27 protein-coding genes and 1 other annotated feature are annotated in these 23,845 nt (G+C 51.8%); of the genes, 25 read left to right on the top strand and 2 right to left on the bottom strand.

The window, feature by feature from the left end:
* Positions 1-215: 215 nt before the first annotated feature.
* Complete coding sequence (locus D1831_RS04170) at positions 216-371, bottom strand: hypothetical protein (protein ID WP_125071673.1); 156 nt, start codon at positions 369-371, stop codon at positions 216-218.
* 587 nt (positions 372-958) lie between these two features.
* On the opposite strand from D1831_RS04170, the gene D1831_RS04175 reads away from it, so the two are divergent.
* The 19 genes from D1831_RS04175 (at position 959) to D1831_RS04265 (ending at position 16,104) form a co-directional block, all read left to right on the top strand.
* Positions 959-1,588 carry a TetR/AcrR family transcriptional regulator gene (locus D1831_RS04175; RefSeq protein WP_125071674.1) on the top strand — a complete coding sequence of 210 codons (630 nt, stop codon included), beginning with the start codon at positions 959-961 and terminating at the stop codon, positions 1,586-1,588.
* Positions 1,589-1,649: 61 nt separating this feature from the next.
* Positions 1,650-1,723 (top strand) — a sequence feature (ribosomal protein L21 leader region).
* Between the two features lie 22 nt (positions 1,724-1,745).
* Positions 1,746-2,054 carry a 50S ribosomal protein L21 gene (gene rplU / locus D1831_RS04180; RefSeq protein WP_057707009.1) on the top strand — a complete coding sequence of 103 codons (309 nt, stop codon included), beginning with the start codon at positions 1,746-1,748 and terminating at the stop codon, positions 2,052-2,054.
* Positions 2,055-2,074: 20 nt separating this feature from the next.
* A complete protein-coding gene (locus tag D1831_RS04185; protein ID WP_125071675.1) occupies positions 2,075-2,410 on the top strand; it encodes a ribosomal-processing cysteine protease Prp in 336 nt (111 codons plus the stop codon).
* A gap of 24 nt (positions 2,411-2,434) precedes the next feature.
* Complete coding sequence (gene rpmA, locus D1831_RS04190) at positions 2,435-2,713, top strand: 50S ribosomal protein L27 (protein ID WP_057707011.1); 279 nt, start codon at positions 2,435-2,437, stop codon at positions 2,711-2,713.
* Positions 2,714-3,192: 479 nt separating this feature from the next.
* Positions 3,193-4,257: a M24 family metallopeptidase gene (locus D1831_RS04195; RefSeq protein ID WP_125071676.1), complete on the top strand. Its 1,065-nt coding sequence runs from the start codon at positions 3,193-3,195 to the stop codon at positions 4,255-4,257.
* A gap of 69 nt (positions 4,258-4,326) precedes the next feature.
* Positions 4,327-4,884 carry an elongation factor P gene (gene efp / locus D1831_RS04200; protein ID WP_125071677.1) on the top strand — a complete coding sequence of 186 codons (558 nt, stop codon included), beginning with the start codon at positions 4,327-4,329 and terminating at the stop codon, positions 4,882-4,884.
* A gap of 46 nt (positions 4,885-4,930) precedes the next feature.
* Positions 4,931-5,389, top strand: a complete 459-nt coding sequence (locus D1831_RS04205; RefSeq protein ID WP_125071678.1) for an Asp23/Gls24 family envelope stress response protein — start codon at positions 4,931-4,933, stop codon at positions 5,387-5,389.
* Entirely contained in the window at positions 5,386-5,805 is a 420-nt protein-coding gene (gene nusB, locus D1831_RS04210; protein WP_125071679.1) for a transcription antitermination factor NusB, read from the top strand. The genes D1831_RS04205 and nusB overlap by 4 nt, the downstream gene beginning before the upstream one ends.
* Before the next feature lie 145 nt (positions 5,806-5,950).
* Positions 5,951-6,808: a bifunctional 5,10-methylenetetrahydrofolate dehydrogenase/5,10-methenyltetrahydrofolate cyclohydrolase gene (locus tag D1831_RS04215; RefSeq protein ID WP_125071680.1), complete on the top strand. Its 858-nt coding sequence runs from the start codon at positions 5,951-5,953 to the stop codon at positions 6,806-6,808.
* Entirely contained in the window at positions 6,805-8,157 is a 1,353-nt protein-coding gene (gene xseA / locus D1831_RS04220) for an exodeoxyribonuclease VII large subunit (protein ID WP_125071681.1), read from the top strand. The genes D1831_RS04215 and xseA overlap by 4 nt, the downstream gene beginning before the upstream one ends.
* On the top strand, positions 8,150-8,389 hold the full coding sequence (locus D1831_RS04225; RefSeq protein ID WP_125071682.1) for an exodeoxyribonuclease VII small subunit: 240 nt from the start codon (positions 8,150-8,152) through the stop codon (positions 8,387-8,389). The genes xseA and D1831_RS04225 overlap by 8 nt, the downstream gene beginning before the upstream one ends.
* Entirely contained in the window at positions 8,382-9,272 is an 891-nt protein-coding gene (locus D1831_RS04230) for a polyprenyl synthetase family protein (protein WP_125071737.1), read from the top strand. Before D1831_RS04225 ends, D1831_RS04230 begins: the two co-directional genes overlap by 8 nt.
* A 14-nt stretch (positions 9,273-9,286) precedes the next feature.
* Entirely contained in the window at positions 9,287-10,102 is an 816-nt protein-coding gene (locus tag D1831_RS04235; protein WP_125071683.1) for a TlyA family RNA methyltransferase, read from the top strand.
* Positions 10,103-10,189: 87 nt separating this feature from the next.
* Positions 10,190-10,648: an arginine repressor gene (locus tag D1831_RS04240; RefSeq protein ID WP_125071684.1), complete on the top strand. Its 459-nt coding sequence runs from the start codon at positions 10,190-10,192 to the stop codon at positions 10,646-10,648.
* A gap of 123 nt (positions 10,649-10,771) precedes the next feature.
* A complete protein-coding gene (gene recN / locus D1831_RS04245) occupies positions 10,772-12,466 on the top strand; it encodes a DNA repair protein RecN (protein ID WP_125071685.1) in 1,695 nt (564 codons plus the stop codon).
* A gap of 217 nt (positions 12,467-12,683) precedes the next feature.
* Positions 12,684-13,871: a betaine/proline/choline family ABC transporter ATP-binding protein gene (locus D1831_RS04250; protein WP_179950287.1), complete on the top strand. Its 1,188-nt coding sequence runs from the start codon at positions 12,684-12,686 to the stop codon at positions 13,869-13,871.
* On the top strand, positions 13,871-14,503 hold the full coding sequence (locus tag D1831_RS04255) for an ABC transporter permease (protein ID WP_125071687.1): 633 nt from the start codon (positions 13,871-13,873) through the stop codon (positions 14,501-14,503). Before D1831_RS04250 ends, D1831_RS04255 begins: the two co-directional genes overlap by 1 nt.
* Before the next feature lie 12 nt (positions 14,504-14,515).
* Complete coding sequence (locus D1831_RS04260; protein WP_125071688.1) at positions 14,516-15,451, top strand: osmoprotectant ABC transporter substrate-binding protein; 936 nt, start codon at positions 14,516-14,518, stop codon at positions 15,449-15,451.
* The gene (locus D1831_RS04265; RefSeq protein WP_125071689.1) at positions 15,451-16,104 is read left to right on the top strand and encodes an ABC transporter permease; all 654 of its coding nucleotides are present in this window, start codon (positions 15,451-15,453) and stop codon (positions 16,102-16,104) included. The genes D1831_RS04260 and D1831_RS04265 overlap by 1 nt, the downstream gene beginning before the upstream one ends.
* A 170-nt stretch (positions 16,105-16,274) precedes the next feature.
* Here the strand turns inward: D1831_RS04265 and D1831_RS04270 are convergent, their stop codons facing one another.
* The gene (locus tag D1831_RS04270) at positions 16,275-16,610 is read right to left on the bottom strand and encodes a hypothetical protein (protein WP_125071690.1); all 336 of its coding nucleotides are present in this window, start codon (positions 16,608-16,610) and stop codon (positions 16,275-16,277) included.
* A gap of 193 nt (positions 16,611-16,803) precedes the next feature.
* On the opposite strand from D1831_RS04270, the gene gmk reads away from it, so the two are divergent.
* The 6 genes from gmk (at position 16,804) to rsmB (ending at position 23,828) form a co-directional block, all read left to right on the top strand.
* Positions 16,804-17,424, top strand: coding sequence for a guanylate kinase (gmk, locus tag D1831_RS04275; protein ID WP_125071691.1), 621 nt, complete (start codon positions 16,804-16,806; stop codon positions 17,422-17,424).
* Entirely contained in the window at positions 17,421-17,633 is a 213-nt protein-coding gene (gene rpoZ / locus D1831_RS04280) for a DNA-directed RNA polymerase subunit omega (protein WP_125071692.1), read from the top strand. The genes gmk and rpoZ overlap by 4 nt, the downstream gene beginning before the upstream one ends.
* A 200-nt stretch (positions 17,634-17,833) precedes the next feature.
* A complete protein-coding gene (gene coaBC, locus D1831_RS04285) occupies positions 17,834-19,057 on the top strand; it encodes a bifunctional phosphopantothenoylcysteine decarboxylase/phosphopantothenate--cysteine ligase CoaBC (protein ID WP_125071693.1) in 1,224 nt (407 codons plus the stop codon).
* A gap of 25 nt (positions 19,058-19,082) precedes the next feature.
* On the top strand, positions 19,083-21,500 hold the full coding sequence (priA, locus tag D1831_RS04290; RefSeq protein ID WP_125071694.1) for a primosomal protein N': 2,418 nt from the start codon (positions 19,083-19,085) through the stop codon (positions 21,498-21,500).
* A gap of 37 nt (positions 21,501-21,537) precedes the next feature.
* Positions 21,538-22,488 (top strand): methionyl-tRNA formyltransferase, encoded by a 951-nt coding sequence (gene fmt, locus D1831_RS04295; protein ID WP_125071695.1) that lies wholly within the window; start codon positions 21,538-21,540, stop codon positions 22,486-22,488.
* Positions 22,485-23,828: a 16S rRNA (cytosine(967)-C(5))-methyltransferase RsmB gene (gene rsmB / locus D1831_RS04300; protein WP_125071696.1), complete on the top strand. Its 1,344-nt coding sequence runs from the start codon at positions 22,485-22,487 to the stop codon at positions 23,826-23,828. The genes fmt and rsmB overlap by 4 nt, the downstream gene beginning before the upstream one ends.
* The last annotated feature ends 17 nt before the right edge of the window (positions 23,829-23,845 follow it).

The following is a 23,845-nucleotide window of genomic DNA, read 5'->3' on the forward strand; positions in this document are numbered from 1 at the left end:
GTCCAGTATTCGCAATTATCGGTATTTTAGCCATCGCGGGTGGCGTTCAGTACTATTCAAACTTTGTTGCCAAGGAGAATGCGACGAGCAAACATTTCACTGCTTCCCGTAATAACCGCTAGGCCAACGGGAAACTTTGACCATTCGCACACGTGTGCACATACAATCAAACCATTAAAAAAGAACTGATCAATTAAAGATCAGTTCTTTTTTAATTACTTGATTTTTGGTGTGTGTTCGATGGTTTCAGTCTTACCAGCGGCCCAACGTTGGATCGCAGCGGTTTGCTTTTCGCGACGAATGCGCTTTTGCTTACCGGCAACTGGCCGACGAGCAGCCCAAGTGTTATATGGTTTTGCAACAACAGTCATAAGAGTATGTCCCTCCTTTGATTAGTCCAATAACGACTATACTAAAACAAGTATAGCGTAAATTGCAACCGAATTTAACGGAAAAGCTGCCTTTCCCTGAAAAAATTGCATTTCTATTATAACCAATCTTTTGAGAAGTTGTCAAGGCAATATCCTTTACAGAGTGTGAAAGGTGCGCGGCGCTTATTGACGGCGGTTAGCTTAGCATCAATTTGGCATCTTAGAACGGCCAATTTGGTTGTCACCGGCGCAATAGCTGGGGACGATCGTGTCACGCGGCGGCGGGGTGCCTATTTAACGATTTGGAGCGACTATTTAACGATTAACGTCATTTAACCCCATAAATTACCGGATTGGGCAAAATGGCAACTAAAATTTAATTATTAATGACGGGAGCAGGATTGGCCTAGCGTGGAGTTAACACCATTCAACGATTAAATGAACGGTGTCTACCTTAATTAATTCACCATTTCGAACGATTAAGCCCCGTTATTAGACGCTCTAACGTAAACTGTCCGGCTTACACAAACTGTTAGACACTTTTTATAAAAAATGCTATATTACTTCTAGAAAGTAGGGAAGTTATCATGAGTCACGATGTTGACCCGCGCGTGGATAAGACGCGCCGGCGTTTACGCCAAGCATTAATTACATTATTACAAACCGAAACGGTTGAAAACATTTCCGTTCAGCAGCTGACTAGTACCGCGGCGGTGACCCGGGGGACCTTTTACCTTCATTATAAAGATAAACCGGCGTTCGTGGATCAGGCCCTAGAAGACCTAGTGACGGAATTGTTTGAGCAAGCCATTGTCACGGTGGGAATTGGGGACGTGATCACCAACCCGGCCGACCCGTTGCGCCGGGTACGGGTGCTCTCCTTATCCCGGGCGTTGGGGTACATTGACCAGCACGCCGAGGCGTTCAAGACGTTGTTGCTGGATCAGCGGCAGTTAGCCGTTAACCGGCGGATCAATCAGCAGTTAACCAAGTGGATGAATCAGTTTTACCACGATTTTGAGGACCAGTTTGCGGACCTGGAAGTTCCCGTTAGCATTCAGATTGCGTACTACGTCTCAGCCACGGTCGGACTGATCACCGACTGGTTAGCCAACGACATGATCTATACGCCGCGCTACCTCACCAAGTGTATTAAAAAGATGCACCACTTAATGACGGTTCGCAACATTAGTTTCACCGATTTTTTCATTCAGTGAAAATCTGACTTGACTATTATGAAAAAATTTGATAACATTTTCCTGTTGTATTTGTGGACTTCTACAGCTACAACCGCACGAGTTGAGTATTAAGTTCAGTTTCTGACGCTTAATTCGGCGAGTCTAAGTGATTCATAATTTAAGGAGGTGCACAAACGTGTACGCAATTATTGTAACTGGTGGTAAACAATATAAAGTTGAAGCAGGTCAAGCTATCTACGTTGAAAAACTTGATGCTGCAGCTGGTGACAAGGTTACTTTTGATCAAGTAGTCTTTGTCGGCGGCGACACAACCAAGATTGGTACCCCTACTGTTGATGGTGCGACGGTTGAAGGTACTGTTGAAAAACAAGGCCGTGACCGTAAAGTGGTTACTTTCAAGTACAAGGCCAAGAAGGGCCAACATACTAAGAAGGGTCATCGCCAACCATATACTAAGGTAACGATCGACACAATTAATGCATAATTAAGAAAGTAGGCATTCTCATGATTCAGGCAACCATTTCTCGTAATCACAACGGTCGGGTGACCGCTTTTAAATTAACGGGACATGCTGATTCAGGTGCTTATGGACAAGACATCGTGTGTGCGGCGGTTTCGGTGTTAGCAATCAGTACGGTCAACGGGATCGAACAAGTTGCCCACTTAAAGCCCGCGGTTCAGAGTGATGAAACGAACGGGGGCTTACTAATTGCGGATTTTTCTAAGCTGGACTTAGAAAATCAACAATTACAAACGTTACTCGAAAGTTTCACGCTCGGATTAAACGATGTTGCCACGAACTACGGAGATTACATCCAGGTTCGTGAACAAACACGATAACCACATTCGGAGGTGGACTTTACTATGTTAATGAACTTGCAATTCTTCAGTCACCATAAAGGTGGCGGTTCAACTGCCAACGGTCGTGATTCAGCTGGTCGGCGTTTAGGTGCCAAGCGGGCTGACGGCCAAACGGTTAAGAATGGGAACATTCTTTATCGTCAACGCGGAACTCACATTTACCCAGGTGTAAACGTTGGTCGCGGTGGTGACGATACGTTATTTGCCATGGCAGACGGTGTCGTTCGTTTTGAACGTAAAGGTCGCGACAAGCGCCAAGTCTCTGTTTACCCAGCAGAATAATAAAGAGTATGAGAAGAGCCTCTGAGGGGGCTCTTTTTTTTCGAGAGTGTGAGGTCCGAGCGGGTGGCTTTGAGCATTGCCTAGCTATCAGTGCTATGCGGTTTGTGCATGGTACTGATAGCGTAGCAAGCGCAGAAGGCAGCTCGGCCCGAACACATTTCGGCAATCAAGGTAGGGGCGCGTACTGTTTTTGCATTGTATGACTAGCGTAGCAAGCGGAGCGACCAGCTTAACCCGAACACGTTTCGGCAATTAGAATAAGGACGTGCGGTTTGTGCATGGTACTGGTGACGTAGCTAACCGCAGGACGCAGTCTGACCCAAACACGTTTCGGCAATCCGGTTAGAACGTGCCTTAGTCTTTGACTCGTTTCTGCCAGCGTTAATTTCCACGCGTATTGACGTGAGTTATAACTGAATTTCATCAATTTTGATATAGTTTGGTATAATAGAGCACGTAGTATGAATGGGAGTGACTTAATGTCGAGTCGAATTGAACGGTTACAACAAACCTTTGAGGGGCTAAAAATTGACGCGTTCCTAGTTTCGAGCGAAGCTAATTTACACTACTTAACGGGAATGGCGGATATGGCCGGTGACGGCTACTTACTAGTTTTAAGCGACGACGTCTATTTGATTACGGATGCCCGTTATCAAACGGCGTTTGCCAACCAGTACGATCAGCAGCACTTGGTAATTACCCGGGACTACCTGGGTGCCGTGTGTGCGTTGATTGCCAAGCACCAAACCGGCGTGATGGGCTTTGAAGACGATTTGCCGTACGCCGCGTACAGCTACTTGGATGAAAACCTAGTTAGTGACTTAGTGGCGTTACCAGCCGTCGTTGATACGTTACGGATCACCAAGGAAGCGGACGAAATCGCCAAGCTGCGGGCGTCCGCTAAACTGGCCGACGCCGGCTTTGCTTACGTAACTAGCATTGTCCGGCCGGGAATGCGTGAAATTGACGTCAGCAACTTGTTAGACGCCTTTATGCGCAGTCACGGTGCCAGCAACCCGTCGTTTACCACCATCGTGGTTGGTGGCGCCCGGGCGGCCTTGCCCCACGGAACGGCGTCAACCGCGTTACTGGAAGCTGGCCAAATGGTGACGTTAGATTTCGGCTACTTTTTAAACGAGTACACTTCTGACATGACCCGGACCTTCGCGCTCGGTGAACCGGACGCTAAGCTTAAGACGGCCTACGCGGCGGTGCAGACCGCGCAACAAATGGTGGTCGACCACGTCCAAGCGGGGGCGAACAGTGCCGAACTTGACGCCGTTGGCCGGGACTTCTTGACGCAAGCGGGTTACGGCGAAGCCTTTAACCACGGGATGGGTCACGGCATCGGCCTGGCCATTCACGAAGGGCCGTTAATTTCTAAAAACACGAACAATCAGTTAGTGGCCAACAGCGTGGTCACCGTGGAACCCGGCGTTTATTTCCCAGGTCTGGGTGGCATGCGAATTGAAGACGACGTGTTGGTCACGAACGACGGGCACGAACGCTTAACTAAAGCAACCCGTGAATTACTTATTTTATAGTTAAGACAGTTGTCAGGACGGCTCCGTCTTGTTATAGTAATAAAGATATCTTCTAGGAGGACTTATAATATGATTTCAACTGCAGATTTTAAAAATGGTTTAACCATTGAAGTAGACAACGCAATTTGGCGCATCGTGGAATTCCAGCACGTTAAGCCTGGTAAGGGTGGCGCGTTTGTTCGTTCAAAGCTTAAGAACTTACGGACCGGTGCCGTTCAAGATAAGACTTTCCGTGCCGGTGCGCGGATGGAACAAGCCCCAATCGACAAGAGTACGATGCAGTACCTTTACGAAGATGGTGGCAACTACGTCTTCATGAACACCGATACCTACGAACAAATTGAAATTCCTGGCGAACAAATTCAAAACGAATTGAAGTTCTTGAAGGAAAACATGGAAGTTTCCGTAACCATGTACAACAACGAAGTGTTAGGCATCGACTTACCAAACACCGTGACCTTGGAAGTTAAGGAAACGGAACCGGGTATTAAGGGCGACACCGCTTCCGGTGGTTCCAAGCCCGCTACTTTGGAAACCGGTGCGATCATTCAAGTGCCATTCTTCGTTAAGGCTGGCGACAAGCTGATTGTTAACACCGTTGACAGCACCTACGTTTCACGGGCTTAATTCAACGAACTAGAACCGGCAAACATGGAATTGGAGGAATGTCAAAATGGCTGACAGTAGCAACATTACGTTACAAAGTAAAGAACCCAGCTTAGGACAAATTCAAATTGCACCAGAAGTGCTTGAAATCATCGTTGGTATCGCGGTAAGTCAGATTGATGGCGTTAACCGGATGCAGGGAACGATTTCTTCCAGTGTAAATGAGTTGTTCGGTCGTAAGAAGAGTCTCGGTAAGGGTGTCAAGTTGACGATCGTTGACGACCAAATCAGCGTGGACGTCTACGCCTACTTAAACTACGGGGTGTCCGTACCAAAAGTCGCGTTAGCCATCCAGGATAAGGTCAAACAACAGATCCTGTTCATGACGGACTTGGCCTTAAGCGAAGTTAACGTGCACATTACCGGGATCGTTACTGAAAAGACGGAGAGCGCCATTGACCCGAACAATCTTTTTGGTGATGAAGACCCCGAAACTGATCAAAATGAAGATGGTGAAGAATCTTGAGTTTAACGCGTCATGAAATCCGGGAAAAGGCGTTTCAAGCGCTATTTGCCTTGAACGCTAACCCGGACGCTGATGAAAATCAGCTTTTCCAACAGTTACTCAACCCGGACGAGACCGCTGAAATGGAAATTCCGGCCTATCTCAGTACGCTGGTAACTGGTGTTCGTGAACATCAAGCGGAATTAGACGCCCAGATTCAACCGTACCTTAGCCAAACGTGGTCGTTAGACCGGTTGGCTAAGACCGATTTAATCATTTTGCGCATCGCGTTCTTCGAATTAAAGTTCGTCGACGACGTGCCGGATAAAGTGGCGGTCAACGAAGCAATCGAATTAACCAAGGCGTTCAGCGATGATCGTTCACGGAAATTCGTGAGTGGGGTCCTGGGTAAGGCCGTTACCAACCAAGCGCTTTAGTCTAAAACCGAACAATTATATGTTCAACCCGAAAAGTCTGGCACTTTGCCAGACTTTTTTTAATAACTTATCATTCTACTTCCTACTTTTTTGGCTCGGGACTATGCTAAAATGAAACCAGACAAAAAGAGGGAGCGTGGCACGCGTGACGAAGATTATTGATGGTAAGGCGGTCGCCAAACAGGTGAACGAAGCAACCGCAAAGCAAGTTGCAGCATTAGTCGCCCAAGGCGTTCAGCCCGGAATTGCAGTGATCATTGTGGGGGAAGACCCCGCAAGCAAGATTTATGTACGTAACAAAAATCGCAAGGCAACCAAGTTAGGGATGCATTCGATTGTTCGGCAATTGCCGGCAACCACCACCCAGGAAGAATTACTGGCCGTTATCGCGGAATATAACGCCGATGACAGCATTCACGGGATTTTGGTCCAGTCGCCACTGCCGAAACAAATCAATGAACCGCTGATTACGATGGCAATTGACCCGCACAAGGACGTGGACGGTTTCCATCCGGCTAACGTCGGTAAGTTAGTGACGAACTTTCCGGGGAATTACCCGGTCGCTAACACGCCCCGCGGTATTATGACCATGTTAAAGGCGTACGGGGTCAATCCCGCCGGTAAAACGGCGGTCGTGATTGGGCGTAGTACGATCGTGGGTAAGCCGATGGCGGCGTTACTAACCAACGCCAACGCCACCGTGACGGTCGCCCACAGTCGCACCCACCATTTAAAGGACGTCGCCAAAACGGCGGACATTTTAGTGGTGGCGACCGGGATCACCCACCTGATCAACGGTGAGGATATCAAACCGGGCGCGACCGTGATCGACGTCGGCATGGACCGGGACGAAAGCGGTAAGTTGACCGGGGACGTGGACTTTGAGTCGGCCCAGGGCGTGGCCGGTTTAATTACCCCCGTACCGGGTGGGGTTGGCCCGATGACCATCGCCACCCTGATGCAAACCACGGTTGAACTTGCAAAATGGAGTGATCGTAAGTGAGTGACAGTCAACAATATTTGACAGTTTCCGCATTAACTCAGTATTTAAAACGTAAATTTGAAGTCGACCCGTATTTGGGCAAGGTATACTTGACTGGTGAAATTTCTAACTACCGGCCGCGCCCGAACACCCACCAGTACTTTAGCTTAAAGGACGACCACGCCAAAATTTCGGCGATCATGTTCAAGTCGGCCTTTGCCAAGGTGAAATTCCGTCCCGAAGAGGGGATGAAGGTGCTGGTAGTCGGTCGCATCGGTTTATACGAGCCGAGCGGCAGTTATCAGATCTACGTGGAACGCATGGAACCGGACGGCGTGGGCGCGTTGTACCAAGCCTACGAACAATTAAAGAAAAAGTTAGCGGCTGAGGGCTTATTTAATGCGCCCAAAAAGCCGCTTGCGCGTTTTCCTAAACGCATCGCGGTGGTGACGAGTCGCAGCGGGGCCGTGATCCGTGACATCATTACGACGGCCCGCCGGCGCTACCCGATCGCCCAGATCGTCTTGTTTCCGGCGCAGGTCCAAGGTGACGCGGCGGCGCCCGAAATTGCCCGCCAAATTGAACGGGCCAACGCGACCGGTAACTTTGACACCCTGATCATCGGGCGCGGGGGTGGTTCGATCGAAGACCTGTGGCCGTTTAACGAAGAAGTGGTCGCCCGGGCGATCGCGGCGAGCCAATTGCCGGTGATTTCCTCGGTCGGGCACGAAACCGACACGACGATCGCCGACCTGGTCGCCGACGTGCGGGCCGCCACGCCGACCGCCGCGGCCGAATTAGCGGTACCGGTCTTTAACGACGTTCTGTTACAATTAAAGCAGGACCAGACGCGGGTACTGAACGCCTTTCAAAACCTGGTTCAGCGTGACCGGCAACGCTTAAACAAGTTAAGTACGTCGTACGTTTTTACCCAGCCGAACCGGTTGTACGAAGGCTACTTACAAAAGCTAGACTTTTTAAGCGAACGCTTAAAGCAGGCCGGTCAAACTAACGTGAACCAGGCGGAACAGCAGTACCAGCGCTTAGCCCAGCGGTTAGCCCAACGCACGCCGATTCACCAGGTCAACCAGGCGCAAACGCAGGTAACTAACCTGGCCCAGCGGTTAGAACGCAGTACCCAGCTCGTGATGCAACGCAAGCAGCAGCGGCTGGCGCAGACCGTGCAGTCGTTGGACCTATTAAGTCCGTTAAAGATCATGGGTCGCGGGTACGCGTTCGTCACGGCCGACAAGCAGGTCGTCCATACCGTGAAGCAGGTCCAACCGGAGCAAGCGGTGGCGATTCACTTTGCGGACGGGACGGCCCAAGCCCAAATCACGAGTACCGATGGAGGAAAACAAAATGGCTGAACAACCAACATTTGAACAAAATTTGAACCAGTTAGAAACGATCGTTAACCAACTAGAACAGGGCGACGTGCCGTTGGAACAGGCTCTCGACCAGTTTCAAAAGGGCGTTGCTTTGAGTAAACAGTTACAAAGCACCCTGGAAGGCGCCGAAAAAACGCTGACTAAGATGATGGACGCAAGCGGCAACGAAGTTCCGTTTGAACAGGCTAACCAAGATGACCAACATGAATAGTCAGCTGCTAGCCGCTTTTGAGGCGCGGTGGGTGCCGCGGATCAACACCTACTTAGACGAAAACTTGCGGGATTGCAGCGACCGCGACATTTTAACCGCTGCCATCCGTTATTCGGTGCTGGCGGGCGGCAAGCGCCTGCGACCGCTGCTGACGCTGGCCGTCTTAACGACCTTTGACCAACCGGTGACGGCGGCCCATTTACGGGCGAGCGTGGCGGTTGAACTGATGCATACTTATTCGCTGATCCACGACGACCTGCCCGCCATGGACAACGACCAGTTGCGCCGGGGGGAACCGACCAGCCACGTAAAGTTCGGTGAGGACGTGGCGATTTTAGCCGGGGACGCCTTGCAGCCGCTGAGTTTTCAGTGGATCGCGGACAGCGGCCTCGCGCCGTCCGTGATTGCCCAGCAGACGTTAGCGTTAGCCCAAGCGACCGGTCCCACCGGAATGGTCGCGGGCCAGGTCGCCGACGTTAAAAATACCGGCCATCAGCTGGATCTGCCGGCGCTGCAGCAGTTGCACCGCGAAAAGACCGGGGCGCTGATCCACTACGCCGTGCAGGCCGGGACCATCCAGGCACCGGTACCGGCACCGGTTGCCGCGGCGTTATTGAAATTTGCGGACGCCTTTGGACTGGCTTTTCAAATTTACGACGACATCTTAGACGTCACCAGTACGCCGGAACAACTCGGTAAGGCGACTCACAAGGATGCCGGTGAACAGAAAAATACCTACCCGGAATTATTAGGGCTAGACGGCGCGCGGGCCGCGTTGACCACGGCGGTTACCGCAGCGCAAACGGCGTTACGGGAAGCCAGCGCCCTGAGTCAACGGAATTTTGACCTGTTAGCTTCATTTTTAACGTACTTCACAAATTAAAGGAATTAATTTAGATGGAAAAAGAACGCATTGACGTATTATTAGTACAACAGGGGTTATTTGATACCCGTGAAAAAGCCAAGCGGGCCGTCATGGCCGGTGAGATTTTAGGGGCTAACGAAGAACGCCTCGATAAACCCGGCATGAAGGTCCCGGTGACCACCGAGCTCCACTTGAAGGGTAAACCCATGCCCTACGTTTCCCGCGGGGGCTTAAAGTTAGAGAAGGCCCTGCACAGTTTTAACATCGACGTGCGTGACAAAACGGTGTTGGACATTGGGTCGTCGACCGGGGGCTTTACCGACGTGATGTTGCAAAACGGCGCGAAGCTCAGCTACGCGCTGGACGTGGGGAGTAACCAGCTTGTTTGGAAGCTCCGCCAAGATCCGCGCGTCGTCGTCATGGAACACACTAACTTCCGGTACAGTAAGCTGGCTGATTTTAAGGACGGTCAGCCGAGCTTTGCTTCGATCGACGTTTCGTTTATTTCACTGCACTTAATTTTGCCACCACTGCACGCCATCATCGAAAACGGTGGTGAGGTCGTCGCGCTGATCAAGCCGCAGTTTGAAGCTGGGCGGGAAAACGTCGGCAAGCACGGGATCGTGCGGGACCCGGCCGTGCATACCGCCGTTTTGAACGATATCGTGGATTTTGCGGTCAGTGCCGGCTACAACGTGCTCGGGTTGGATTATTCACCAATCAAGGGTGGCGAGGGCAATATCGAATTTCTCGTGCATTTACAAGCTACTGACCAGCAGGCGGCCGTGGCGCCAAGTGTATCAATCGAACAAACTCAACAAGCCGCGTACGACCAACTGAATAAGTAGTGGATTTTAAATCCAGTCTTTCATATTTATGCAAAATGGCTTATGATGTGTTTAAATAGATATGAATAAGACGCCGGGGGTGATCGGGTGAAAAAGCAAGAGCGCCAGCGCTACATTAAACGATTATTAAGTTCAAACGAAATTGAACGACAAGAAGACTTTGTCAGTTTATTACGTGCCGAAAATATTGAGGTGACCCAGGCCACCATTTCAAGGGATATTAAGGACATGCAACTGGTCAAGGTTCCCTCGGCAACGGGTGGCTACCATTACAGTATGCCAGTCCAAAAACAAATGGATACGGAAAAAAAGCTCAAGCGCACGCTCAAGGACGCGTACGTCTCCTACGCAACGCAGGATAAGTTCGTGCTCGTGAAGGTGTTGCCCGGTAACGGTCCGGCGTTAGCGAGTTTGATTGAAGCGATGCACTACGATGAGGTGTTCGGAACGATCGGTGACGACGCCACCGTTTTGATCATTTGTAAGTCCCTGGCCCTGACCTTAGACTTACAGCAAAAAATTCAACGTCTCTTAAGCGATAACTAAGTTTAGTTATTGATCGACCTGTTCACGTTCGTGTCAGGTCGCTTTTTTTAGACCGCCAGACGAACGGCGGCCGCGTGAATCGCCGACTGGGCAGTGCCCAATTGGGTTTTGGGAGGAATCGGTGTGTTACAGGAATTATCAATTACAAATTTTGCCATTATTGAACACTTGGACATTGCGTTTGAAAACGGGATGACGGTGTTGACCGGGGAAACCGGGGCCGGGAAATCGATCATTATTGATGCGGTCGGCCTCTTAGCCGGTGGCCGCGGGTCGCAGGAATTCATCCGGACCGGGGCCGATAAAGCGGTGCTGCAGGGGATGTTTATTTTACCCGCCGACGGGGTGACGGCGAAGATGCTGGACGAAGCCGGCATCGACCACGCCGATAACACGGTGATCTTGCAGCGGGAGATTGCCAAGAGCGGCCGCAACACCTGCCGGATTAACGGAATGTTAGTCAATACGACAACCTTAAAACGAATCGGTGAGACGATCGTCGACATTCACGGTCAAAATGAACACCAGGAACTGATGCAACCGGACAAACACCTCGGTTTATTAGACGAGTTCGCGGCACCGAAGATCCGGAAACTAAAGAGTCAGTATTCGCAGCAGTACCACGCGTACCAGCAGCTTAACCAGGAACTCCGGCAAAAAAACGCCAACGAGAAGGAATGGGCCCAGCGGTTAGACATGCTGAATTTCCAAGTGGAAGAAATTTCGGCGGCCCAGGTCAAAGTGGGCGAAGAAGCCGACTTAACGGCCGAACGCGACCGGCTGGATAATTACCAGACGATCAACCAGGCCTTGCAGCAGAGTTACACCCTGTTGGCCGCCGGTGAGGAGACTCAGGGCGCGGTCGACATGGTTGGTACGGCCATGAACGCGTTAGAACCGATTGCCAACTTGGACCCGGCGTTTAACGAGATCACGATGAACGTTAAAAACGCCTTTTACGGCTTACAGGACGCTGCCGGGCAAATTTCAAACCAGTTAGACTTGCAGGAGTTTGACGAAGGGCGGCTCGACGAAATTGAACAGCGCTTAGAGGTGCTTAGTCAGTTAAAACGCAAGTACGGCGACTCCGAGCAACAAATTTTGGATTATTATAAGAAGATCTCCGCGGAACTGGCCAAAATGACCGACTCCGAGGAAAACAGCGAGGGCTTATCGCAACGGGTGGCCGAACAAAAAGCGGCGCTCCAAAAAACGGGGGAAGCCCTGTCCGATAAGCGCCGGGCCGCGGCTAAGTCGTTGCAGCGGCAGATTCACCAAGAATTAAAGGATCTGTACATGGATAAGGCGGTTTTTGAAGTCCGCTTTAAACCGACGAACGGCCAGCTTTTTCGCAGCGGGTTGGACAGCGTTGAGTTTTACATTCAAACCAACCCCGGTGAAAAGATGCGGCCGTTGGCGAAAATTGCGTCCGGCGGGGAGCTGTCGCGGATGATGCTGGCCTTAAAGACGATTTTTTCCGAATCACAGGGTATTACCAGCATTATCTTTGACGAAGTTGATACCGGGGTCAGCGGCCGGGTCGCCCAGGCGATCGCCGAAAAGATCAGCGGCATCGCCCACTTTTCCCAGGTACTCTGCATCACCCACTTGCCGCAGGTGGCGGCGATGAGCGACCACCACTACTTCATCGCCAAAAAGATCACCGGTAACCGCACCAAGACTAGCGTGACGAAGCTGACCGCCCACGCCCGCGTGGAAGAACTGGCACGGATGCTGGCCGGCACCAAGGTCACGAAATTATCACTGGAACACGCCGAGGAATTATTACGGCTGGCCGGTGAAGAAAAAGCTGAATAACCATTCAGGAGTTTGAATCTTTGGTTCAGACTCTTTTTTTGCTTCTTTAGTGATGTTAATAGGATTGGTTCCGGTTCCAATGCCCAGAAAACTGCATTTTACGTGGCGTGTTGTTTGCAATTTTGTTTTAAGATACGTTATGCTTGATAGGGTACAGTTTATTAAGTGAACTGCATAAGCTGAAAAAAAGATTGGAGTGATGAGGTTGTTTCTGACAATGGAACATTTGAACAAGACGTATCCTGGTGGCAAAGTCGCCGTTGAAGATTTTAATCTTGAAATCGAAAAGGGTGAGTTTGTTTGTTTCATCGGGACCTCTGGTTCGGGTAAAACGACGACCATGCGGATGATCAATCGGATGTTAAGTCAGACTTCCGGCACCATCAAGTTAAATGGCGAAGATATTGGCAAAATGGATCCGGTGAAGTTACGCCGCCAAATTGGTTACGTGATTCAAAACATCGGTTTAATGCCGCACATGACCATTCGGGACAATATTACGTTGGTGCCCCGGTTGCTAAAGTGGCCCCAAGAAAAAATGAACGAACGGGCCAAAGAAATGATCAAACTAGTTGAACTCCCCGAAGATTACTTAGACCGTTACCCGTCGCAACTGTCCGGTGGGCAGCAGCAACGGATCGGGGTGGTTCGGGCACTGGCCGCGGATCAGGACTTAGTTTTAATGGACGAACCGTTTGGGGCCCTAGACCCGATCACCCGGGAAGCCCTACAGGACTTAGTTAAGGATCTGCAAGAACGTTTAGGCAAGACCTTCGTGTTCGTGACCCACGACATGGACGAAGCGCTGAAGCTTTCGACCCGGATCGTTGTCATGGATGGCGGGAAGATCATGCAGGTGGACACACCCGACGGTATCTTACGGCACCCGGCTAACGAATTCGTGGAGAACTTGATTGGGAAGGACCGTTTGATCCAGGCCCGCCCAAGTATTACGACCGTTGGCCAAGTGATGTTAAAAGACCCAATCGCCACCACGCCCGGCAAGTCGTTGACCGACGCGCTGCGCTTAATGCACGATAAGCGGGTCGATTCACTATTAGTTACCGACGAAGCCGGCATCTTAAAGGGTGTCATCGGCATTGAAGACGTGGACTACAACTTTAACTCCGCGACCAGCGTGAGCGACATCATGAAAAAAGATTTGTTCTACGTGCAGTCCAGTTCGTTAATTCGCGACACCGTGGAACGAATCCTAAAACGGGGACTGAAAAACATCCCGGTCGTCGACGACAACCACCGCTTAGTCGGAATCGTCACCCGGGCGACCCTGGTTGATATCGTGTACGACGCCCTTTGGGGTGATGAAGAAGCGGACGAAGAGACCAATAACATTCACCACGGGGAGGACGCCGACTCCGCGAGTGCCAAGGGCGGTGAAGCCTAATGATGAGTTTTTTACAAACTTACGGGGCCCAGCTCCTGCTGAAAACGTGGCAACACCTCTACATTTCAGCAATCGCCCTGTTACTCGGGGTGATCGTGGCAGTGCCGATCGGGGTCCTGTTGACCCGCGCAAACGACACGGTTGCCAACGTGGTGATGTCGATCGCTAGTATGTTACAAACGATTCCCGCGATGGCCCTATTAGCGTTAATGATTCCGTTCTTCGGGATCGGGAGCGTGCCGGCAATTATTGCCCTGTTTATCTATTCTTTGTTACCGATTTTACGGAACACCTACTTAGGGATGAAGGACGTCGAGCCGGCGCTGATCGACGCGGCCAAGGGCATGGGCATGACGAGTGGTCAGTCAATCATTAAAGTCGAAGTTCCGATGGCCGCGCCGGTGATCATGGCCGGGATCCGGTTATCCGCGACGTACGTGATTGCCTGGGCCGCGCTGGCATCCTACATTGGTGCCGGTGGTCTTGGGGATTTCATCTTCAACGGTTTAAACTTATACCGGACCGATCTGATCTTAGGCGGGTCGATTCCGGTCATCATCTTGGCCCTGGTCGTGGACTGGTTACTCGGCAAGTTGGAAGCCGCCGTGACGCCACGAACGACGCAAGCGTAAGGGGGTAGCGAGATGAGAAAATTCAAAAAATGGTTTTTAGGTGTCGTGACGACCGTGGCTAGCGGCGTTTTATTAGCCGGTTGCGGCTTTCCGGGCCTTTCCGGGACGTCGTCTGACACGGTTCGCATCGCGTCCCAAAATACGACCGAACAACAAATCATGGCCTACGTGATTCAGGACATGATTCAGCACTATTCCAACTTAAACACGACGATCATTAACAACCTGGGTTCCGGGACGGTTAGTTTTAACGCCCTGAAAAACAACCAGGCCGACATTTCGTCGATTCGCTTTACCGGGACCGACCTGACCACCATCTTAGGTGAAAAGGCCGACCGCGGTAACGTGAAGGCGACCGATAACAAGGTTCGTTCCCAGTTCAATTCGAAGTACCACATGACCTACTTCCCGTCCTACGGGTTTGCCGATACCTACGCGTTCATGGTGACCCAGCAGACGGCTAAAAAGTACCACTTAAACACGGTCAGCGACATGAAGAAGGTGGCCTCGAAGTTAACGGTTGGTTTGGACCAAACTTGGCTGGAACGGAAGGGTGACGGTTACCCCGATTTCCAAAAACTGTATGGTTATAAGTTTGGTAATACCTACCCAATGCAAATTGGGCTAGTTTACGACGCGTTGGAATCCGGTAAAATGGACGCCATTTTGGGTTATTCCACCGATGGCCGGATCAGAAGTTACAATCTGAAAATTTTAAAGGACGACAAAAACTTCTTCCCACCGTACAACGCGAGTGCCGTTGCCACTAACAAAGTCTTGAAGGAACACCCGCAACTGAAGTCGATCTTAAGCCGGTTGAACGGGAAGATTAGTTTAAAGACCATGCAAAGTTTGAACTATAAGGTTGATAATAACTTAGTTGAACCGGAAGTTGTGGCCAAACAGTTCCTAGAACAACACAACTACTTTGAAGGGAGTGGCAAGTAATGGCACACATGAATATGTTGCAACAGTTGGTCTATTACTACCAGCAAAACGGGGCGTACGTCTTGAGCCAGTTTGCCCGTCATTTCCTGATTTCGATTTACGGGGTGCTGTTCGCGGCGATTATCGGGATTCCGATTGGGATCTTGATCGCCCACCACAGTAAACTCAGTGCGACCGTGATCGCGATTGCCAACGTGATCCAGACGGTGCCGTCACTGGCGATGCTGTCGATCATCATGATTGGTTTGGGCTTGGGGGTCAATACGGTGATTGTGACCGTCTTCCTCTATGCGCTATTACCGATCATTAAAAACACCTACACCGGGATGCTGAACGTTAGTCCAAGTATTCTTGATTCCGGTAAGGGGATGGGCATGACCCGCTGGCAAATTTTACGCATGGTCGAACTGCCGCTTTCGTTATCGGTGATCATGGCCGGTTTGCGTAATGCTTTAGTGCTCGCGATTGGGATCACCGCGATCGGGACCTTCGTTGGTGCCGGTGGTTTAGGGGACATCATCATTCGCGGGACCAACGCGACCGATGGTGGGGCCATTATTTTGGCCGGTGCCTTACCAACCGCGTTAATGGCGATTATTTCGGATACGGTCTTAGCCTGGATCGAAAAACGGGCCGACCCAACTCAAAAATAGGGTAAACAAAAAGATTGATTTACAGGTCACCCACCGAACCCATTCAGGGGGGCGCGGTGAGGCTGTAACATCAATCTTTTTAATTTGCGGTCAAAACACTTCAATTGATATGCAAGGTGGTATCAGTTGAAATTTCATCTTTGACCGCAAGCTTTTTATTTACGGGTTGATTAGGCCCGCTGAATATAGCGAATCTGGGTAACGTCAACGAGGTGCGTTAAGTGCTGCCGCCGGTTGATCAAAACGAGCTGACCACTAGCCAGGGTCCGTAACACCCCGTGAATATTATACGGGTGGGTTTCGGTTAAGCTGGGCTGCATTTGTAACATCACTTGGTAGTGCCGCGTTTGCGCTTGTTTTAAGAACAAATCCCGCTGAAAGGCCGGCATCGTGGGCAGGAGTGGTGCCACGACGGTCGGGGCGGCAATGAAGTCATCCATAAACTGGCGGTACGAAGCTTGTAAGTTTTTTGAAATTAATTTTAAATTGGATTGTTGATTTTGCATGTGAGCCACCTCGAACATTTGTTTGTGTTTACATTATACGAACAAACGTTCTAAAATGCAAGCCATAAATTCACAAAAAAGTTTTCCGTAAAAAGACGGCTTCGGGCGAGAATCGCCGGATAAAACTTGCAATCTAGCCATAAAAAGTGCAAAATAAACTTTAAAACATATTTAATAAGGGGAATTTGCGATCATGGCGAAACAAGGCATGTTAATCGTCTTATCAGGTCCTTCGGGCGTCGGCAAGGGTACCGTCCGTAAGGAGATCTTTGACTCAGATGATAACGATTTTCAATATTCAGTCTCGATGACGACTCGGAAAATGCGTCCGGGTGAAGTTGATGGAAAGGACTACTATTTTGTCTCCAAAGATGAATTCGAGGATGAAATTAAAAGCGGCGGTATGCTTGAATATGCCAAGTATGTTGACAACTACTACGGAACGCCCTTAAAATATATTAAGCAGTCGTTGGCCGCTGGTAAGGACGTTTTCCTCGAAATCGAAGTTAACGGTGCCATGCAGGTTCGCGAAAAAATGCCCGACGGTGTCTTCATTTTTCTGACACCACCCGATTTAATGGAATTAAAACACCGGATCATTGGCCGTGGCACGGATGACATGAGTGTCATCAATAAGCGGATGGCTAAGGCCGTGGGCGAAATTAAAATGATGCGTAATTACGATTACGCGGTAATCAACGACGAAGTGCCGCTGGCGGCGGAACGGATCAAAGCCATCATTAAGAGTGAGCGGTACAGTGTTAAACGGGTCATGCCCGAGTATGAAGAAATGTTAGGAGATGCGGAATCATGATCTTATATCCATCAGTTGATGATTTATTAAAGCAGGTTAATTCACGGTACTCACTGATTATGTTAGCCAGCAAGCGGGCGCACGAATTGGACGCCGGCGCGGCACCGATGCTCAGTGAATACAAGTCCGTTAAAACCATTGGTCGGGCCTTAGAAGAAATCGCGGCCGGCGATTTAATGATCGACCCCGACGAAACCGATGAAGACTAATTCAAATTACTAGAGTGCTGGGCCAGATTGGTCCGGCGCTTTTTTATTTGGCTGGATTAGGCTTTCAGCTACAACAATTGGTTAATTCTTGATACAATTAAACTATCTATGGTGGCGGGCAAACCGCCACTAAGAGCACGGATCAATCAATTTAGGGTGCACTAGTCAGTACCGGTGGCACCATCAAGGGACGTGAAGTAGTGGACATTTGGAATCAGCGCCACGTAACGGTGGTTATTAGTGGGGGCATTGCCAGTTACAAGGCCCTAGTTTTAATTCGATTATTAATGAAACGGGGGGCGACGGTGCGGGTCGCGATGACCGCCCACGCCTCCGAGTTTGTCACGCCGTTAACGTTTCAAACGTTGACCCAGCAACCAGTTGTGTTAGACGAGTTTACGACCAGTGACCCGCACCACGTGGTCCACGTGGCGTTGGCGGACTGGACGGAAACCATGGTGTTGGTCCCGGCAACGGCAAATTTAATTGCCAAGGTGGCCAACGGTATTGCCGACGACGCGGCGACCACCACGGTGTTAGCAACCACTGCGCCCAAATTCGTCATTCCGGCGATGAATTCCCACATGTACGCGAACCCGGCGACCCAGCGGAACCTCAAACAGTTGACGGCGGACGGGCTTTTCGTCCTGACTCCGGCAACCGGTATGTTGGCGGAAGGCTACGCGGGCAAGGGCCGCTTACCCGAACCGGAAGCAATCGTCGACTGGTTAACGGACCAGTTGATCCAGCAAACACCGGACTTGCCGTTAGCGCACCAGCGCGTGCTCGTCACCGCTGGCGGGACCCGGGAAGCTTTGGACCCGGTGCGCTACATTTCCAACCGGTCGTCCGGTAAAATGGGTTACGCCGTGGCGCAAGCCGCCCGTGAAATGGGGGCGGACGTGACGTTGATCAGCGCGACCCGCAACTTACCGGTCCCAACCGGCGTTAAAGTGGTCTACGTGCAGTCGGCCGCCGACTTGTTGGCGCAAGTTAGCACGGAATTTCCAACGACCGACCTCTTAGTGATGGCTGCGGCGGTCTCCGATTACCGGCCGGTGCAGTCGGCCACGGAAAAAATCAAGAAGCCGGCCGACCACGCCGATTTGACGCTGCAACTAACGGAGACCCCGGACATCTTAAAACGGCTGGCGCCGCAAAAAACGCACCAGTACGTGATCGGGTTTGCGGCTGAGACGCAGCACTTAATGACTAACGCTCAGCGCAAGCTGACCAGCAAAAAGTTAGACTTGTTAGTGGCTAACGACGTTTCCAAACCGGGCGTCGGTTTTAACGGCGATACCAACCAGGTCACGTTATTACAACCGAACCAGGCGCCAATTAAAACGGCGTTATTATCTAAAATTGAAATTGCCCGCACCATTTTGACCACCGCGGTGGCCGCTGGTGCGGTGCAAGCGTAGTTTATTCAGAGAGAGGAAGACGATTGTGGCGCAAATTGCCCAAGTTTTGGTCGACGTGCCGACCATGCAAACCAACCGGCCGTATAGTTATCAGATCCCGGCCGCGTGGCAGTCGCAGGTGCAGCCCGGCATGCGGGTCGTCGTGCCGTTTGGTCGTGGTAAACGCCGGGTGCAGGGGTTCGTCCTTAAATTAGACGAGACCACCAACTACGATGGCGACCTCAAAGCCATTGACGCGGTGGTCGACCTTGCACCGGTACTGAATCCCGAAGCGCTAGAGATGACCGAGTGGCTGGCGGAAAGTACCTTCTCGTTTCGGATCACCTGCGCGCAGACGATGCTGCCCGCGGTGATGCGGGCGAAGTACGAAAAGCAGTTGCGGCCCACGTCCCAAACGTCGGCGACCGTTGAGCAAACGCTTTTTAAGGGGCACAGTGAAGTCCCGTTTGACGACGCGGCCCAAACGCCGCAAGCGGTTAGTGAATTGTTACGACTGCAAGCCGCGGGGCAAGTTGACGTTTATTACCAAGTTAAAAATCAAGCCCGCCGCAAAACCCAGGTCGCCGTCAAAACGACCCTGACTACGGCTGAACTGGTCGCGGCGGAAAAGACCGTCCGGACCGGGGCGCACCAACAACTGGCCCTGTTAAAGGGGTTGGCGACCCTCAACGGTGAAACGCTGGCTCAAAAAGCGTTTAGTGAACGGTTCAAGGTGAGTGAAGCCACGATTCGGACCGGGGCCAAGAAGGGCTGGCTCAAAAAAGTCGCCGTGGAAGTTTACCGCGACCCGTACGCGACGAGTGACATTCAGCCCACCCAGCCGCTTCAGCTCAACCCCGAACAACAAGTGGCCGTGGACCAGATCGTGAGCGCCATCGACCAACCGGCCACCACCACCTTTTTACTCGAAGGGGTGACCGGTAGCGGCAAAACCGAGGTGTACCTGCAGTCAATGGCCGCGGCCTTAGCACAGGGCAAAACCGCCCTGATGCTGGTGCCGGAAATTTCGCTGACTCCGCAAATGGTCCGTCGGGTCAAGGGCCGCTTTGGGAAGGCCGTGGCGGTGTTACACAGCGGCCTATCGAGCGGTGAAAAGTACGACGAGTGGCGCCGGATTCAACGCGGCGAGGCCCAGGTCGTGGTCGGCGCCCGTTCCGCGGTATTCGCGCCGTTGACTAACCTCGGGCTGATCGTCATGGACGAGGAACACGAAAGTACTTATAAGCAGGACGACGCGCCGCGGTACCACGCCCGCCAAGTGGCGTTGTGGCGCAGCCGTTATCACAATTGCCCGGTCGTGTTAGGCTCGGCGACGCCGTCCTTAGAGACCCGCGCGCGGGCCGAAAAGGGCGTCTACCAGCGGTTAGTACTGGCTGACCGGGTCAACCAGCGGCCGTTGCCGCAAGTTTCAATCATTGATATGAAAAAAGAAATGCAGCAACACGCCGAAAGTAACTTTTCGGCGCCGCTATTGGTCGCCTTGCAGGACCGGCTGGACCGCCACGAACAGAGCGTGCTGATGCTGAATCGCCGGGGCTACTCGTCCTTTGTTTTGTGTCGCGATTGCGGGTTTGTGCTGAAGTGTCCGAACTGTGACATTTCACTGACCCTGCACATGGACACCCACACCATGAAGTGCCACTACTGCGGGCACGAAGAACCGATCCCGCGGGTCTGCCCGAACTGTCATAGTCGTCAGATCCGTTACTACGGGACCGGGACGGAAAAGGTCGAAGAGGAACTCCGCGACCTGTTGCCAGACGCCCGCATCATTCGGATGGATAACGATACCACCCGGAAAAAGGGCGCCCACGCGAAATTATTAGCGCAGTTTGGCAGTGGTGACGCCGATATTTTGATTGGCACCCAGATGATCGCCAAGGGACTGGATTTTCCCAACGTGACGCTGGTCGGGGTCCTAAACGCCGATACCGCCCTGGGGTTACCGGATTTTCGGGCCAGTGAGCGCACCTTTGAGTTATTGACGCAGGTCAGTGGTCGCGCTGGTCGGGCCGAAAAGAGCGGCCACGTCTACATTCAGACGTTTAACCCGGACCACTACGCGATTCGCTTTGCCCAGCACCACGACTACGAAGGTTTCTTCAAGTACGAAATGCAAGTCCGGCACCAGGGTGGTTACCCGCCGTACTACTTCACCGTCCAGATCACGGCCAGTGATTTAGATGAAGCGGTGGCGGCCAAACGGATGTACCAACTGTTACAATGGTTACGACCACGCTTGGCCCCCAGCACGATCATCCTAGGGCCGACCCCGAAACCGATCGCGCGGGTCAACCGGCGCTACTACTACCAAATCGTGATCAAGTATAAGCAAGAGCCCAACCTAGAAAAGACGCTGACCACCTTGTTACACGAGACCCAGGTCCAGCAGCGCCAGGGCTTACAAATTGGCATCGACGTGGAGCCGTTACACTTCATGTAGCTGACCAGATTTTGAAATCAACGGAGGCACAAATTTAATGACATCAATCGTATTTATGGGGACCCCGCAGTTCGCGGCGCCCATTTTAGAAAGCTTAATTAAAGAAAAGTATCAAGTACTGGCCGTGGTGACCCAACCCGACCGCAAAGTTGGCCGCAAACACGTCCTGACCGCTTCACCGGTCAAACAAGTGGCCGTGGCCCACGGCATTGAAGTCCTGCAACCCGAAAAAATCGGGGGCAGTCCGGAAATGCAACGGGTGATCGACCTGCAACCCGACCTGATCGTGACGGCGGCGTTCGGGCAGTTTTTACCGACCAAGTTATTAAAAGCGGCCAAAATCGGTGCCATCAACGTTCACGGTTCCTTATTACCGAAGTACCGCGGCGGCGCGCCCGTGCAGTATTCCATTATCAACGGGGAAGCCGAGACCGGCATCACCATTATTTACATGGTCAAAAAGATGGACGCCGGCGACATGCTGGCGCAACGCGCGATTCCCATTGAAAAAACGGACGATACCGGGACGATGTTTGAAAAACTCAGCGTGGTGGGGCGCGACCTGTTGCTCGAAACCTTACCAAAATTGATCAACGGTGAGTTAACGGCCACGCCGCAAGCTGAAGAGCAGGTCACCTTCGCGCCGAACATTCAACCGGAACAAGAAGAACTCGACTTCTTTAACCAGACGGCCGCGCAAATTGACGACCAGGTCCGCGGGATGCGGCCGGCGCCCATCGCTTACGCCGTGCTGGATGGCAAACGGACCAAGTTCTGGGACGTGACGCCACTCGACGAAACCGTTGACCAAGCGGCCGGACAGGTGGTGCGCAAAACTAAGCACGCCCTCGTACTAGCCGCGGCCAACGGAACCGCCTTGGCAATCAACGAGTTGCAGCCGGCGGGCAAACCTAAGATGACAATTACGGACTTTTTAAATGGTGCCGCGGACAAGTTCGCGACCGGAGAGCAGGTTATTAATAAATGAGTACAGTGGACAACACCCCCCGCTGGTTAGCGGTGGCGGCCTTAGCAAAAATTAAAAATGGCGCCTATTCCAATTTACAATTGAATCAACTGATCAACGACCATACGATGGATCGACGCGACATTAACCTGTTGACTAACATGGTCTACGGGGTGATCCAGCACCGTTTGACCTTGGAATACTGGTTAAAACCGTTCGTGTGCCATCCTAATCAAATCGATCCGTGGGTCAAGGAACTACTGCTGAGCGCGTTGTATCAGTGGCAGTACCTGGATAAAATTCCCCAACGGGCCGTTTTTAACGAAACGATTGAGATTGCCAAAGTGAAGGGTCATCCCGGGATTCGGCGGTTTGTGACCGGCGTCTTGCACCAAATGGACCGCAGCGGGCTGCCTAGTTTTGATGCTATTAAGGATCCCGACGAACGGTTGAGCATTACTTACAGTATGCCCGTTTGGTTAATTAACGAACTGCGCGCCCAGTTGGGACAGGAAAAAATGGTCAGTATTTTAGCGTCACTGAACCAACCGGCTAAGCAGTCCTTGCGGGTCAACCCGGCCGTGTCAAACGTGGCCGACGTGCAGGCTGCCTTAGAAAACGCCGGTCTGACGGTGGAAGCTAGTCAGGTTTCGCCGCTGGGGTTAATTGTCACCGAGGGGCAGGCCGTTAACACCGAAGCGATACGCTACGGGATGTTTACCGTGCAGGATGAAAGTGCCCAGCTGGTCGTACCCGCGTTAAACGTGCAACCGGGGGACCACGTGCTGGACGCCTGCGCCGCGCCGGGTGGGAAAACGACCCAGATCGCCGCGGAGCTGGATAAAGATCAGGGGGGCGAAGTCGTCGCCCTAGACATCCACGCCAACAAGGTCAAGTTGATCGGTCAAAACGCCGCCCGGATGCACGTCGCCGACCGGGTCGCTGCGACCGAACTGGACGCCCGCAAGGTGGGCGGTGAGTTTGGCGAGAACCACTTTGACCGGATCTTAGTTGACGCGCCGTGTTCCGGGTTGGGGCTGATTCGTCGTAAACCGGAGATCCGTTATGAAAAGCAGCTCAGCGATAGTTTGAACCTGCAAAAGATTCAACTCGCAATTTTATCAGCGGCCGCCCCAACCTTGAAAAAAGGTGGTATCATGACGTATAGCACTTGTACGATTCTGCGACAGGAAAATCAGGACGTGATCGACCAGTTCTTGGCGGCCCATCCCGATTTTGAGTTGCAAACAACGCCAACTAAACAGGGATTAAAAGCGGACCGCGACGTGCAAACGTTATCGATCTATCCGGACGACTACTTGTCTGACGGCTTTTTCATTGCTTGTTTAAGAAAAAAATAACCGTGGAGTGGTGAACA

The sequence above is a fragment of the Lactiplantibacillus garii genome, from assembly GCF_003885105.1.
GTDB classification, from domain to species: domain Bacteria; phylum Bacillota; class Bacilli; order Lactobacillales; family Lactobacillaceae; genus Lactiplantibacillus; species Lactiplantibacillus garii.

Coding starts and splice junctions, on each gene's coding strand:
- D1831_RS04205 (WP_125071678.1), top strand. CDS start 4,931: ATGGCTGACAGTAGCAACATTACGTTACAAAGTAAAGAACCCAGCTTA.
- gmk (WP_125071691.1), top strand. CDS start 16,804: ATGGCGAAACAAGGCATGTTAATCGTCTTATCAGGTCCTTCGGGCGTC.
- efp (WP_125071677.1), top strand. CDS start 4,327: ATGATTTCAACTGCAGATTTTAAAAATGGTTTAACCATTGAAGTAGAC.
- rpmA (WP_057707011.1), top strand. CDS start 2,435: ATGTTAATGAACTTGCAATTCTTCAGTCACCATAAAGGTGGCGGTTCA.
- D1831_RS04270 (WP_125071690.1), bottom strand. CDS start 16,610: ATGCAAAATCAACAATCCAATTTAAAATTAATTTCAAAAAACTTACAA.
- D1831_RS04195 (WP_125071676.1), top strand. CDS start 3,193: ATGTCGAGTCGAATTGAACGGTTACAACAAACCTTTGAGGGGCTAAAA.
- D1831_RS04175 (WP_125071674.1), top strand. CDS start 959: ATGAGTCACGATGTTGACCCGCGCGTGGATAAGACGCGCCGGCGTTTA.
- rsmB (WP_125071696.1), top strand. CDS start 22,485: ATGAGTACAGTGGACAACACCCCCCGCTGGTTAGCGGTGGCGGCCTTA.
- D1831_RS04265 (WP_125071689.1), top strand. CDS start 15,451: ATGGCACACATGAATATGTTGCAACAGTTGGTCTATTACTACCAGCAA.
- D1831_RS04250 (WP_179950287.1), top strand. CDS start 12,684: ATGGAACATTTGAACAAGACGTATCCTGGTGGCAAAGTCGCCGTTGAA.
- fmt (WP_125071695.1), top strand. CDS start 21,538: ATGACATCAATCGTATTTATGGGGACCCCGCAGTTCGCGGCGCCCATT.
- D1831_RS04185 (WP_125071675.1), top strand. CDS start 2,075: ATGATTCAGGCAACCATTTCTCGTAATCACAACGGTCGGGTGACCGCT.
- rpoZ (WP_125071692.1), top strand. CDS start 17,421: ATGATCTTATATCCATCAGTTGATGATTTATTAAAGCAGGTTAATTCA.
- D1831_RS04235 (WP_125071683.1), top strand. CDS start 9,287: ATGGAAAAAGAACGCATTGACGTATTATTAGTACAACAGGGGTTATTT.
- D1831_RS04230 (WP_125071737.1), top strand. CDS start 8,382: ATGAATAGTCAGCTGCTAGCCGCTTTTGAGGCGCGGTGGGTGCCGCGG.
- D1831_RS04260 (WP_125071688.1), top strand. CDS start 14,516: ATGAGAAAATTCAAAAAATGGTTTTTAGGTGTCGTGACGACCGTGGCT.
- D1831_RS04255 (WP_125071687.1), top strand. CDS start 13,871: ATGATGAGTTTTTTACAAACTTACGGGGCCCAGCTCCTGCTGAAAACG.
- D1831_RS04170 (WP_125071673.1), bottom strand. CDS start 371: ATGACTGTTGTTGCAAAACCATATAACACTTGGGCTGCTCGTCGGCCA.
- D1831_RS04225 (WP_125071682.1), top strand. CDS start 8,150: ATGGCTGAACAACCAACATTTGAACAAAATTTGAACCAGTTAGAAACG.